This is a genomic window from Streptomyces sp. NPDC050636, from assembly GCF_040654775.1.
Lineage (GTDB): Bacteria > Actinomycetota > Actinomycetes > Streptomycetales > Streptomycetaceae > Streptomyces.
This window is the reverse complement of sequence record NZ_JBFAIP010000078.1, coordinates 1-12,895: the sequence shown is the minus strand read 5'-3', so window position 1 is coordinate 12,895 and position 12,895 is coordinate 1. Positions and strand designations below refer to the sequence as shown.

13 protein-coding genes and 1 pseudogene are annotated in these 12,895 nt (G+C 68.6%); 5 read left to right on the top strand and 9 right to left on the bottom strand.

The genetic code is table 11. The features are described from left to right. Positions 1-413: 413 nt before the first annotated feature. The gene (locus tag AB0I10_RS32365) at positions 414-1,025 is read right to left on the bottom strand and encodes a TetR/AcrR family transcriptional regulator (protein ID WP_363156235.1); all 612 of its coding nucleotides are present in this window, start codon (positions 1,023-1,025) and stop codon (positions 414-416) included. Positions 1,026-1,274: 249 nt separating this feature from the next. Here AB0I10_RS32365 and AB0I10_RS32360 point away from each other — a divergent pair, with 249 nt between their 5' ends. After that, entirely contained in the window at positions 1,275-2,735 is a 1,461-nt protein-coding gene (locus AB0I10_RS32360) for a cytosine permease (RefSeq protein ID WP_363156234.1), read from the top strand. 220 nt (positions 2,736-2,955) lie between these two features. Further along, entirely contained in the window at positions 2,956-4,617 is a 1,662-nt protein-coding gene (locus AB0I10_RS32355; RefSeq protein WP_363156233.1) for an amidohydrolase, read from the top strand. Between the two features lie 64 nt (positions 4,618-4,681). On the opposite strand, the gene AB0I10_RS32350 is transcribed toward AB0I10_RS32355, so the two are convergent. Together AB0I10_RS32350 and AB0I10_RS32345 are read right to left on the bottom strand one after the other, a co-directional pair. Beyond that, the gene (locus AB0I10_RS32350) at positions 4,682-4,930 is read right to left on the bottom strand and encodes a hypothetical protein (protein ID WP_363156232.1); all 249 of its coding nucleotides are present in this window, start codon (positions 4,928-4,930) and stop codon (positions 4,682-4,684) included. A 115-nt stretch (positions 4,931-5,045) separates the two neighbouring features. Then, positions 5,046-5,978 carry an SDR family oxidoreductase gene (locus tag AB0I10_RS32345; protein ID WP_363156253.1) on the bottom strand — a complete coding sequence of 311 codons (933 nt, stop codon included), beginning with the start codon at positions 5,976-5,978 and terminating at the stop codon, positions 5,046-5,048. A 110-nt stretch (positions 5,979-6,088) separates the two neighbouring features. Between AB0I10_RS32345 and AB0I10_RS32340 the strand changes: the two are divergent. Continuing rightward, positions 6,089-6,169: pseudogene (locus AB0I10_RS32340) on the top strand (flavin reductase family protein); the annotation flags it as partial. Positions 6,170-6,684: 515 nt separating this feature from the next. On the opposite strand, the gene AB0I10_RS32335 reads toward AB0I10_RS32340, so the two are convergent. Both AB0I10_RS32335 and AB0I10_RS32330 read right to left on the bottom strand, forming a co-directional pair. Beyond that, on the bottom strand, positions 6,685-7,911 hold the full coding sequence (locus AB0I10_RS32335) for a cytochrome P450 (RefSeq protein ID WP_363156231.1): 1,227 nt from the start codon (positions 7,909-7,911) through the stop codon (positions 6,685-6,687). Positions 7,912-8,231: 320 nt separating this feature from the next. Then, a complete protein-coding gene (locus AB0I10_RS32330) occupies positions 8,232-9,461 on the bottom strand; it encodes a serine hydrolase domain-containing protein (RefSeq protein WP_363156252.1) in 1,230 nt (409 codons plus the stop codon). 270 nt (positions 9,462-9,731) lie between these two features. Between AB0I10_RS32330 and AB0I10_RS32325 the strand changes: the two genes are divergently transcribed. After that, the gene (locus AB0I10_RS32325) at positions 9,732-10,478 is read left to right on the top strand and encodes a helix-turn-helix domain-containing protein (protein ID WP_363156230.1); all 747 of its coding nucleotides are present in this window, start codon (positions 9,732-9,734) and stop codon (positions 10,476-10,478) included. Positions 10,479-10,682: 204 nt separating this feature from the next. Here the strand turns inward: AB0I10_RS32325 and AB0I10_RS32320 are convergent, their stop codons facing one another. Both AB0I10_RS32320 and AB0I10_RS32315 read right to left on the bottom strand, forming a co-directional pair. Beyond that, a complete protein-coding gene (locus tag AB0I10_RS32320; RefSeq protein WP_363156229.1) occupies positions 10,683-10,811 on the bottom strand; it encodes a hypothetical protein in 129 nt (42 codons plus the stop codon). Positions 10,812-11,468: 657 nt separating this feature from the next. Next, positions 11,469-12,110, bottom strand: coding sequence for a TetR/AcrR family transcriptional regulator (locus AB0I10_RS32315; RefSeq protein ID WP_363156228.1), 642 nt, complete (start codon positions 12,108-12,110; stop codon positions 11,469-11,471). A 108-nt stretch (positions 12,111-12,218) separates the two neighbouring features. On the opposite strand from AB0I10_RS32315, the gene AB0I10_RS32310 reads away from it, so the two are divergent. After that, positions 12,219-12,506 (top strand): antibiotic biosynthesis monooxygenase, encoded by a 288-nt coding sequence (locus AB0I10_RS32310; protein WP_363156227.1) that lies wholly within the window; start codon positions 12,219-12,221, stop codon positions 12,504-12,506. Positions 12,507-12,577: 71 nt separating this feature from the next. Here AB0I10_RS32310 and AB0I10_RS32305 read toward each other — a convergent pair whose 3' ends face one another. Next, entirely contained in the window at positions 12,578-12,709 is a 132-nt protein-coding gene (locus tag AB0I10_RS32305) for a hypothetical protein (protein ID WP_363156226.1), read from the bottom strand. A 46-nt stretch (positions 12,710-12,755) separates the two neighbouring features. Next, positions 12,756-12,895 (bottom strand): VOC family protein (locus AB0I10_RS32300; protein ID WP_363156251.1); only part of this gene is annotated, 140 nt, incomplete at its 5' end.

Below are 12,895 nucleotides of genomic sequence, written 5' to 3'. Positions count from 1 at the left end.
GTGATCCGGAAGGGATCCTGGCTTTCTCAGGGCGGAGTTATGCCTCGCCCGGCACAGAGTGTCCTGATTGCGACGTTATTCACCCCAGCTGGTGCCGAAGGCCTCGCGTGGCCCGTTCCGACGGAAAGCCTGAAGTGCCCAGAGGCATGCCGGTTCGGGCATCCGCTCGGCGGGTGCCATTCCTCGCAGACGAGCGGTCGCGCGGCATGGATTGCGGAGGGTGACCCGCGGGCCGGTCTCGGCAGGCCGGGCTCAGTAGGCGCACGGGGTTCCCGGCGAGCTCCGAGAACCGCTGGACTGCCAACGGCCGTCACCCGGCGGGCTGGTGTACGCCCAGGAAATCCGCACGGAGGACGACCGGTGTCTTCGGGCGCATGGCGGCCACGACCCTCGCGGTGTTCAATCCCGGGTCCTTATGAGTCGGCCGGCCGGGGGATGAGACGTTCCGCGGCGGAGCGGGCCGAGGTCAGGGCCCGGCGGCGGTCGGTGCCGCGTTGGCCGAGGACGACCCGGGTGCTCAACCCATCGAGCAGCGCCAGGAGTTCGGAGGCGCGCGCCGGTACGTCCAGCGGTGCGAACCGGCCGCGTTCCACGCCCTTGGACAGCAGTGCCTCCAGGTCGTCCTGCCATCCCTGGTCCATCTCTTCCTGGGCCTGGTGCAGCGACTCGTTCGACGGCGTACGGGCCCAGAGCTCGATCCACAGCATCCAGCGGGCGTCGCGGGGGCCGCGCGGCAGATACAGCTCCAGGAACAGTTCGAGTTTGCGCTCGGCGGCCAGCCGGCGGGTCAACAGTGTGCGCCGCTCCTCGGCGAGGGCTGCCTCGCTCCAGCGGAGGACCTCCAGCAGGAGAAGATCCTTGCTGCCGAAGTAGTAGAGGATGTGGCCGCCGCTGGTGCCCAGACGCTCCGCGAGGGCGGACATGGTGAGCGCGGCCAGGCCGTTCTCGGCGATGGCCGCCATGGCCTCTTCGAGCATCCGTTCCTGGGCGATGTGCCCGTCCCGCCGCCGTGCCGCCCGTGCCACCCGTATCGCCCCTGCTCTTCGCGCTTCCCTGACGTCCTGGATCGTCCCAGCCGTCGCGGCCTTCCCAGCCGTCCCGGTCTTCCCGGCTCACTTCGACGTGCCGCTTTCCGTGACGTCCTCTTGTGCCCCGAACCCTATCCACGAATTCGTGCAGGGGTCTTGACGGGTGGGGGAGCGGTCACACATCTTGAATGCCGTTCTAAAAGTTAGAACGGCATTCAAGATATCGGTGGGAAGGGCGGTGTGCGGATGGCACAGCAGCCGAAAGCGGACACGATCGGGACGACGAGGACGGCCGGCAGTCCCGCCCCTGCCGTCGGCACGGGCGTCGACGCCGCTGCCACCGATGAGGTGTTCCGGGTCGAGACCCATGGCATCGATCCCATCCCCGACGACGAGCGGCACGGCAGCGCCAAGGACCTGTTCTGGCTCTGGTTCGGCTCCAACCTCACCTTCACCTATGTGATCAACGGTGCCCTCGCGGTCGGCTTCGGGCTCTCCTTCTGGCAGGCGACCGCGGTCGTGGTCCTCGGCGGACTGTCGTTCTTCGCGATCAGCGCGGCGGGCCTGAGTGGGGTCCGTACCGGAACCGCCACCCTGGTCATCTCCCGTGCCGCCTTCGGCGTCCGCGGGAACTGGCCGGCCGGACTGCTCAACTGGGTGGTCAGCATCGGCTACACCATCGTGAACACGGTCGTCGGCACCCTCGCCCTGGAAGCGTTCTTCGCCGACGTCGGCTGGCAGGGCGGCAACCTCGCCCGCGCGCTCGCGCTCGCGGTGACCCTCGCGCTCACCTTCGTGGTGGCGATGTGGGGCCACGCCACCGTCCAGTTCGCCGAACGCTGGATGTCCTACGTCCTGGCCGTCGGCTTCGCCACGCTGCTGGTCTTCGTTCTGCCCGGCGCGCACACCACCGCCACGGCCGACGCCCCCGGCGCCGCGGGCTGGAGCCTGGCGTTCGTGGTGATGCTCGCCGGGCCGTTCTCGTACGTGCCGATGCCCGCCGACTACACCCGCTATCTGCCGAAGGCGACCTCGCTGCGCGCCATCACCTGGAGCGGTGCCCTCGGCGGCTTCCTCTCCTCTGTCGCGCTCGGCATCATCGGCGTGGCCGCCGCGAGCCGAACGGACATGACCGACGCCGTCGCCGGGACGGAGAGTTTGCTGCCCGGATGGTTCCAGCCGGTCTTCCTCGCCCTGGTGCTCCTCGGCTCGGTCACCAACTCGATCATCACCCTCTACTCCTCGTCGCTGAACCTCCAGGTCCTCGGCATCCCCTGGAGCCGGGCCAAGGCCATCCTGATCAGCGCCGCCGTCACCGCCCTCGGCTCGCTCGGCGCGCTCTTCTTCACCGACTTCACCGAGTCACTGCTCTCCTTCCTCTCCCTGCTGATCATCGTCTTCGCCCCCTGGGGCGGTGTCTTCCTCGCCGACATGCTGCTGCGCCGCTGCCGGTATGACACCGCGGCGCTGCACTCCGGGCGCGCGGGTGCGTACTGGTACCGCTCCGGCTACCACCCGGCGGGGATGACCGCACTGCTCGCCGGGATGGTCTTCGCCGCGCTGACCTGCGACTCCGAGCTGTGGACCGGCCCCTTGGTCGCGCCGCTGGGCGGGGCCGACCTCACCTTGCTGGGCGCGGTCGTCTCCGGACTCGTCTACTGGGCGCTCGCCCGGCGCAGCGTGTCTGCCACGGCACCGGCCGCCTGATACCCACCCGTACCGCCGGTGTCCCCCGGTCCGGCGACCGCCCGCCGCGCACCACCGGGCCCACCCCGAACGACCCGGTCCGTCGCCCGGGGACGGCTCCCCGCACACAGTCGCGGGGGCCGTTCCCCCTGACCAGTCCGACGTCCCACCTCATCCCTCTATCCCACCTCATCCCTGCGCCCCAGCTCATCCCTCCGCCCCACCCGGGAGCTCAAGCCTCATGACCCGCACCACCCCGTCCGCCGTCCCCGCCGATCTGGTCCTCACCGGGGCCCGCATCCACACCGTCGACCCCACCCTGCCGGAGGCCGAGGCGCTCGCCGTATGCGACGGCCGGATCGTCTGGCTGGGCACGGACGCCGATGCAGGGGCGTGGACCGGCACGGACACCCAGGTGATCGACGCCGGCGGCCGGCTGGTGCTGCCCGGCTTCATCGACGCCCACAACCACGTCCGGCTCGGTTCCGACGACGCCTGCGTCCAGCTCGGGGGCGTGCGCACCCTGGAGGCGATACACGAGCGCATCCGCACCTGGCAGGCGGCCCACCCGGACGCGGAGTGGATCGAGGCCGAGGCCTTCGACTACTCGGCGATCCCCGGTGGCCGGATGCCGCGAGCGAGCGACCTTGACCCGGTCACCGGGGACACCCCCGCCTTCGTCCTGAGCTACGACGTCCACACCGCCTGGCTGAACACCGCCGCGCTGCACCGCCTCGGCATCGACCGGGACCGTACGAGCCTGCCCTTCGGCGAGGCGGAGACCGACCCGGAGACCGGCGAACCCACCGGATTCATCAAGGACTTCGCGGTCAAGGGCCTCTCCCGCGCCGGGCACCGTGCCCTGCAGGAGCTCGGCGTGCCCTGGGCCTCCGCCGACCGCCAGTACGGGCGCCTCGCCAAGAGCCTCGACGACGCCATCGGCTTCGGCATCACCACCGTCGTCGAACCGCAGAACTCCCTCGACGACCTCGCCCTCTTCGAGCACGCCCGCGCCGAGGGCCGGCTGCGCTCCCGAATCGTCGCGGCTCTCTTCCACCCGCGCGGCACCACCGACGCCGACCTCGACGACTTCGCCGAGGCCGCGCGCCGCCACCACGACGACCGGCTGCGGGTCGGCCCCCTCAAGCTCTACATCGACGACGTGGTGGAGCCGCGGACGGCCGCCCTCCTGGAGCCCTACGCGGGCTGCCGCCACCACCGGGGCGAGACCTTCTACTCCGCCGAGGACTTCGGCGATCTGCTCACCAAGCTGGACGCCCGTGGCTTCCAGTGCTTCGTCCACGCAACCGGTGACCGGGGCATCCGCACCGTTCTCGACGCGGTCGAGCAGGCCCGCACGGTCAACGGGCCGCGCGACGCCCGCCACCAGGTCGTGCACGTCGAATGCCTCGACCCCCGCGACACCCCGCGCTTCGCCGAGCTGGGGGTGGTGGCATGTATGCAGCCGCGGCACTGCGCCCCGGAGATCGCCGGCCCCGGCCAGGACTGGGCGCAGAACGTCGGTCCGGAGCGCTGGCACAAGGCCTGGCCGATGCGCAGCCTGCACGCCGAGGGTGCCGTACTGGCCTTCTCCAGCGACTGGAACGTCGCCGAGATGGACCCGATGATCGGCATCTACACGGCCATCACCCGGCAGCCGCTGGCCGGAGGCGCGCCCTGGCAGCCGGAGGAGACGGTGAGCGTCGAGACCGCGGTGCACGCGTACACAATGGGCTCGGCGTACGCCAACTTCCTGGAGCAGGACCGCGGTTCGCTGACCGTCGGCAAGCTGGCCGACTTCGTGGTCCTCTCCCGGGACATCCTTCGGGCCGGGCCGGAGGACATTCCCGGCACCGTCGCGGAGACGGTCGTCGTCGGCGGTGCGATCGTGCACCGGAGTTGATGGGCCCGCCCCCGCCCCCGCCCCCGTCCGCGCACCGCCGGCCGGGGCGGGGGTGAGGCGGCGGTCAGGCCCACGCTGTGAATCCGTCTTCGGCGCTGTCGTCGGCGCGCTTCCATCCGCCGCCGTCGAAGCCGTACACAAAGCCCGCATACTCCTTCGCGGCCAGCATCCGCACCACCACCGGGCGCCACCAGCCGGGTGCCCCGGCGAGCACATCGGTCTCGTCCTCGCCGAACATCAGGCGGCGGGCTCCCTCCAGGTCCGCCAGTGTGGCGGGACGCAGGGTGTACGGGGAGTGCGCGGCGTGGGTCATGGCTGGTCTCTACCGCCCAGGAGCGGATCGGGAAGTCTCACCACCATCCAGGACGGCCCCTGCCACGACGTCACAGCCGGCATCGGCAGCCACTACCTGTGACTGGGATATCCGTTCAGGCGTGGTGCGCCCAACTATCAGGCTGGGACCCGTCGATGTCAGTGAATCCGTACTCACGGGCGAGTTCGGCAGAGGTCACCGACCACTGGTTCCATCGTGCTCGGGCAGGGTCTGCCGCCACTGCCGCGACTGCGCGGCCGATATAGCGAGGTGACTCGGAGGTCTCGAACCCCTTGGGTGCAGCCGGGTATCCCTCGACCGCGCCTTGGAGGGCGTCCCGCCAGTTGTCCTCGGTGACCCCGAAATTGTCGAGCATCATTTCCGAACGCAGCCATCCCGGGGTGAGGGCCAGTGCGGTCGCACCGTATGGTTCGAGCTCATGCCCCTGAGAGAAGGCCAACCGGTTCACGGCGACCTTCGCCAGGTCGTAGTACACCGAGATCCGGTACTGGTCTGCGTTGAAGTCTGTGGTGCCGTCGGTCACCTCGACGAGCAGGCCGCCCGGTTGGTTGATCAACAGGGGCAACAGGTGGTGCGAGGTGACCAGATGGGTCTCGACCGCCAGTCGCAGGATGCGCAGGCCCTTGTCCAGGTCATGTTGCCAGACCGGGGTGTTCCACTCCGGCGGCCGGCCCTTGAGGACCTCGCCGCCCCAGATGTCGTTCACCAGCACATCGAGACGACCGTGTTCGTCGCGGACGCGCTGCGCAAGGCGTCCGACCTGCTCGGAATCCAGGTGATCCACCTGGACCGCGATCCCCACACCGCCCAGGCTGTTCACCAGCCCGGCCGTCTCCTCGATGGTTTCGGAGCGGGCGTAATCCGATTGGATTGCGGCGGTGCCCGCACTACTGCTTCGCCCAGTACAGATCACCGTCGCACCGGCTTCACCCAATGCGGCAGCGATCCCGCGGCCGGCTCCCCGCGTCGCTCCGGCCACCACCGCGACTCGGCCACGAAGGGCATCTTGCTGGGGCAACCACACCATAACCAGCCACCTCCTCGCCGCGGCCACCGTACGCCAGCCCACGCTTGCGTGACATCACAACTCGTTGACCTCGATCTTGCGAGTCGCCCTCCCGCAACGAGTTCTACGAGCTGCTGACCGCGATGGTGCTGCCGTGGCCCATCGCCTGGGTGTCGACCATGATGCGCGACGGGACGGCGAACCTGGCCCCTGCGAAGTTCTGAGGAAAGTGGTGATCAGCCGTTCCCACTCCCAGGCGACCGGGATTCGGTGCACGTCGTAGATGTTTTGGTGGTCGGGGCGCAGCGGCACGTCCGCGGGTGGGACGGTCAGGCGCAGTGTCGGGAACCGGGTGAACAAGGTGGGAATGGCGATGCACTGGGCCGAACACCGTGGACCCGTACGCCTTGAGGGCGGACGCCTTCTGATCGTCCATCAGACAGAGTGCGAACCAAGCCACGCCGAGCTCGCTCAGTTCGGCCGGCCGGTCCACATACGCGGTCGCCGGGCCGAGCAGGCAGAACCGGTCGACGAACCCGTCGGAAACGAAGTCGGCTGAGGGTCTGCCTGCTCAGCCGTGGTGTGCGTAGTGGCACCTGGCCTTCGGCCACAGCATCTCCCCATGCCTCGGCCAGCAACTGGCCGGAGTCGAGAGCTCACCGGAACGATCCTCAAGACAGGCCCTGACGGCGCGTTCCTGCATGGGTGACGCGCTCGGCCGACGGTTTTACCGGGCCGTTTCCGTCCAGGTGACGGGCAGTTCGTGGACGCCGTAGATGTTCATGTCGGTCTTGAGCTTCACCTCGCGGGTGGGGATGGCGAGCTTGAGGGTCGGGAAGCGATGCAGCAGTCCGTCGAAACCGGCGCGCATCTCGATGCGGGCCAGTTGTTGGCCGAGGCATTGGTGGATGCCGTGGCCGAAGGACTGGTGGCCGCGGGCCTTGCGGTGGATGTCCAGGGTGTCGGGGTTGTCGAAGCGCCGGGGGTCGCGGTTGGCGGCCAGCAGTGAGACAACGACGGTCGATCCCCTGCCGATTGTTTCGCCGCCGAGTTCGATGTCCTCCGTGGCGTAGCGATAGAAGATGTCGGCTACGGACAGGTAGCGCATGAGTTCCTCGACCGCGCCGGGCATCAGATCAGGGTTGGCGCGCAGTTCGGCGAGCTGATCGGGGTGCTCCAGGAGCGCGAAGGTGCCCAGGCCGAGCACGTTGGCGGTGGTCTCGTGGCCCGCGAGCAGCAGCAGGAAGGCGGCGCCGGTCAGCTCCTCGATGGTGAGGTCGTCATGGCGGGCCAGGTCGGACAGTATGTCCTCGCCGGGGTCGGCGCGTTTGCGTGTGACCAGTTCGGCCAGGAACGTGGTCATGCCGGTGTACGCGGCTATCTTCTCTTCGAGCGTCACGTCCCTGACCATGAACTTGGCGGAGTTGACCTGGAAGTTCTCCCGGTCTTCGTAGGGGATTCCGAGCAGTTCGCAGATCACCAGGGACGGCACCGGTAGTGCGAACTCCTTGACCAGGTCGACCGGCGGGGTCAGGCGCGCCATCTCGTCCAGTTGCCGCTCGACGATGTTGACGATGCCCTCTTCGAGCTGCTTCATACGTTTCACGGTGAAGGCGCCGGTGAGCCTGCGCCGCAGCCGGGTGTGGTCCGGCGGGTCCATGGCGACGAACATGCCCGGTATCTGCGGGGACGGTTCGGTAGCGGGAGGCATGCCGGGGGTCTCGTACGGCACGTGGAGGATGCCGATGTCCTGGCGGGAGCTGAACCGGGTGTCGGCCATGAGCTGGCGGACCGCGTCGTAGCCGGTGACGATCCAGCCCTTGTGACCGTCGGGGAAGACCATGGGACTGACAGGGCGGGTCTCGCGCAGCCGGGTGATGTGGCGGGACGGGTCGAAGGGGCCCGCGTCGCGCTCCGTGGGGAGGCTTTGCGGGGCGAGAGCCGTGTGACTCATCGGATTTCCTTTCCTGGTGGTTGTTGCGGCCGTAATCGCCGACGGACCTGACATACGACTGACACTGACCATGTCGGCGACATGGCCGGCTGGGCCCCGTGAGCCAACGTCGACCTCTGCCTGATCATGGTTGTGCGCTCCTTGAATTGAGCAGACGGATCGTGAATGCGGATGCGGTCTTGTTGGCGCCCGGGGTATCTGGATTGCTCAGGTAAACAGGGCCAAGACCAAGCCTTCGCGGACATCGACGGTTCGGCCGCCAGGGGCTGACCATGGGGTGTCGCGGGTTGAGGGCGGGCGTACCAGGCGCGGGCTCGGGGTCAGTCGTCGATCGCCTGGTAGAGCGTGGTCCAGAAGTCGTGCATGAGTCGGATCGGATCCGGGACGGACGCCCCGACCTGGGTGAGCAGGATTCCGGTGAGCTGGTTCTCCGGGTCGGCGTAGGTCGAGGTGCCGCTTCCGCCGTCCCAGCCGAACTGGCCGACGGGCGCGTAGTCGCCGCGGTAGGTGCGCACCGCCATCCCGAAGCCCCAGCCGCCGTGCTGCCCTTGGCCGTGCGACACATGGACGTTGTTGGTGGCCAGGGCGGTTCGGGCGGCTGTCTGCTCGGGCGTGAGGCGGTTGGTGGTCATCAGCTGGACGGCGGGCCGGGACAGGATCCGTTCGCTCCCGTGCATCCCGTGGTTCAGCAGCATCCGGAAGTAGGCGTGATAGTCGTCGGCGGTGGAGACCAGGCCACCGCCGCCGCCCGGGAACGCCGGAGGCCGGCTGTGGCGTCCCCCCTCGGCCTCGTCCCACACGATGAACTCTCCGGTCTGCGGGTCGGGAGCGTAGAGGGGCGGCAGCCGGTCCATCTTGTCGGCGGGCACGTGGAAACCGGTGTCCTTCATGCCCAGGGGGCCGAAGACGCGTTCACGCAGGAACGTCTCGAACGACTGGCCCGTGACCCTCGCGACGAGCACGCCGAGCAGGTCGTTGCTGATGTGGTACTGCCAGTGCTCTCCGGGCTGGTGCATCAGCGGAAGCGTGCCGAGGCGGCGCATCCACTCATCCGGCTCGGGCATCGGCTCCGGCAGATTGGGTGTGAGCCCCTGCTCGAAGACCGCGTCCATGATCGGAGTGCCCAGCGCCGTCATATCCATGCCGAGCCCGAACGTGGAGGTCACCAGGTCCCGTACGGTGATCGGCCGCTGCGCCGGCACGGTGTCGTCCAGCGGGCCGTCGATCCGCTTCAGCACCTGACGGTCGGCGAGTTCGGGCAGCCACTGCTCCACCGGGTCGTCCAGCCGCAGCCTGCACTCGTCGAGAAGGATCATCACCGGCGCCATCGCGACCGGCTTGGACGTGGACGCCATCCGGAAGATCGTGTCCCGGCGCATCGGCGCGCCACCGTCATGGCGCATCGTCCCGACCGCTTCGACGTGCGTCTCGCCACCCCGGCTGACCAGGGCGACGAGCCCAGGAATCTTCCCGGACTCGACATGCCGTGCCAGCACGTCGCGCATCCTGCGCAGCCCCGTTTCGGAGAAGCCGCTGCTGCTTTTTCCCATCATGAATCTCCTTGCACACAGTCGCCAACGTTCGGGAATCACTGAACGTCTGCGACAGTACATTGCGTTCACTAATCAGTCAAAGAGCAATGAGAGCTCAACTGCCTATACCTTCCGGATAGGTAGGGCTGACATTGCAATGAATGTGACGCTGAATGCAATGGGTGATCAGGGGTTCACATTGCAATGGGCTCCGTGTGAATGCATACTGTGCAGCGGGGGTGCGGGCGCCGAGCTCCGCGCATGTCGACAGATGGGAGACGAGCACCGATGCCTGGAGGCAGGCTCACCAGCGAGGACCGTCAGCACATCGCCACGGGGCTGGCCGAGGGACTCGGATACACAGAGATCGGTCAGCGCCTAGGGCGGCCCGCCTCGACCATCATGCGGGAGGTCACCCGCAACGGCGGACCCGACGACTACGGGGCGGATCGAGCACACGAGGCCACACGGCATCGTGCGCGCCGACGCAAGCAGGCTCAGCCTCCGGCGCCGCCGGTCCCCGACAGCGGCCACGGGCGTGACCCGCAAGCGGTTCAGGACCTCACGGAGTCCTACACTGCTCTCCTCGTTCAGCAGGGGATGCCCCGGATGACGGCCAGGGTGCTTGCCTGCCTGTGCATCACCGACTCCGGCACCCTCACCGCGGCTGACCTGGTCCAGCGGCTTCGCGTCAGCCCTGCGTCTGTCTCACACGCCGTCACCTTCCTTGAACAGCAGGGACTGCTCAGGCGGGAACGAGTTCCCGGCGTGCGCCGCGAACGCTATGTCGTCGACGATGAGGTCTGGCTCCGGTCCACCCTCGCAGCTCTGCAGATGAACGACGCCCTGGTGGCCGCATCGCAGCGCGCAGCCGAGATTCTCGGGGTCGCAACTCCGGCGGGCGCCCGCTTCGAGTCCTCCGCCGAATTCCTTCTCCTCGTGAGCGAGTCCCTCCAGAAGGTCATGGAGCAGTGGCGGCAGAGCCGGGCCGCCCGGAGCGCCGGGGTGACCGGAACCAACCCACCGACAACGTAAGGAGACACGCCCCCATCGCGGCCGCCACTTCAAGCCCGGCAAACTGCAGGCCGACAAGGCCGACCATGTGCCTCACCCCGTGGCCGAGTCCCTGGTCGTTGTAGGCGCGCAGCTCGTGGTCGCTGGGTGGGGTTGTGGGGCGAATTCCCTTGCCTGGCCTGGGAAGGTGATGTCGCGTCCAGGGTTGCGGGTTGCGGGTGGCGGTCAGGCGAACGGCGGTTCCCAGATGACGGGTTCGTTGATGCGCAGACGCCGCGGCAGGGGCTCGAACTTGCCCTGCACACTCGAAGCCGCCATCCCGGCCCCGGCCGTGACCCGGGCAACCGTCGTCATGCCCTGCGGTGGCGGAGCGCGCAACGACCTCGTGGTCAATCTGCAAGCTTCTCCCCGAAATCCGGGCCGGTACGCACCGGAACAGCGGGCCCGCCTCGCCCGGATCGCGACGCAGACCGCCGCGAACGCCGCGAACAGGCAGGGTGCAAGACACCGCCCGGGAAGAAGATCGACCGCGTTCCCGGCGCGGTCATCGAGACCGAGGGCGCTGCCAGCTCCACGCCACCTTCGGGCAAGGCAACCGGCACTGTGCGGGTACCGACGCCCGCACACGCGAGACCGCCGCCGATCCCCTCGCCCCCATCGAAGGCTGCCTCGTCCTCGACAAGAAAGGCGAGTCGGCCTTCAGGCTGGCCGCTTATTGCGGCCCCTTCGTCCAGAACGGACGCGTCGACACGTCCCGCCGCCAATTCCCTGTCCGAAGCAGGGCGGCCCCTACACAGCCGAGACACCGCTCGCCTCGAAGGGTTTCACCAAACCGGACCCAGCCGCCCAACGGCCGGTACTCGCCCACTTCGCCGAACGCTCAGCACGAGCCCACGAATGCGCTCCGGTGAAGGTCGGCTAAGCGGATGCGGCGAAGTCAAGTGCCGATCCTTATCGGCGGCCGAGCCCTCGACCAAGCCGAACAGTGAGGGATCGACAGTGCACTTCACCTCATCCGCTTGGCTGGCGCATTATGAGCCCGCTGCTTTGCCGGCGGCGGCCAGGGGCCTGGCGAGGTGGTCTTCCGCCGGGGTTGTCATGCGGGAGGTCGAGGATGATGTCGGCGGCGCGGGCGATGACCGGGGCGCGGGTGGTGCCGGGGTGGTCGGCTGCGAGGAAGTGACTGCCGATGGCCGTGCAGAAGGCGAGCAGGGCGCGGGCCTCGACCTCGTCGGGGTCGTCGCAGAAGGTGCCGATCGCGTCGCGCGCCAGCTGAATGCGCTGGTTGTCCACGCGGCGCAGACGGTCGGCGACGGTGTGGTCGCGGCGGGCCCAGTCGCGGATGGCCAGGTCGATGGGCAGCAGGCGATCGCTGGAGAAGGTGAGCTGTCCGGCCAGGCGGACTTTGTCCCGCGCGTCGCCGCCCTCCCGCTCGACCCGGTCGATGACGTCGTCAACGCTCTCGCGCTCCCAGGTGTCCAGCATCTCGGCCAGCAGTGCGTCGCGGTCGGCGAAGTAACCGTAGAAACCGCCCTTGGTCACCCCCAGCGCCTTGGCGAGTGCCTCGACCCGCACTGCGTCCACACCGCCTGCGGCCAGCGCTCGAAGACCCTCCTCGATCCACTTTTCCCGTGGTGTGCGCAATGCGCCCATCTGTGGCCCACCTCACCCTGTCCGACCTGTTGTACGGAGCCGTATAACAGGATTAGTCTCGCGTTGTACGGCATCGTATAACTCGATAACTCGAGAGGGGACACCGTCATGTCATTCGGTTTCGTTGCCTTCCACTACCCGGCCCCCGAGCATGTTGAGGAGTTCGTCGCCGAGTGCCACCAGGTCGCCGAGGCGATGCGGCGGCAGCCGGGCTTCGTGTCCGTCGGGGTCTGGGTCACCCCGGACGGCGACGCCGTCGTCACCACCGGCGCGTTCGAGTCCGAGGAGGCTTTCCGGGCGACGGCCGACCTCGCCCGCGAGATGGGCGCGACACCCGACGGCTTGAGCGACCTGGAGGTCAGGCCCCGCGAGGTCCACTTCCTTGTGTCGCGGTAGGAGCGCCGAGAAGGTCCGCAGCCAGACCGCGCAGCCGAACTGCCAGGCAGGGCCGTTTCCTTGCCGGCCATTCATGCACGGAGCCAGACGGTTACTGCCATGGCGGATACGGGCAGGTCCAGGAGGATCGTCAGCGCTGACTGCTGGGCGAACGGCTTGGCGATGCGCTGGGCGTGCCCGACCCACCCGGGGGCATGGCGCATGAGCACACAAGGCTCATGTGTCGGGTGTCGTTAAGGCTGCTCCACCTCAGGACGGGGCGAGGACGCAGAACTCGTGGCCCTCTGGGTCGGCCAGGCACGTCCATGGGACGTCGCCCTGGCCGAGGTCGAGGTCGGTGGCGCCGAGGGCCCGCAGCCGGGCCACCTCCGCCGCTTTGTCGTCACCGG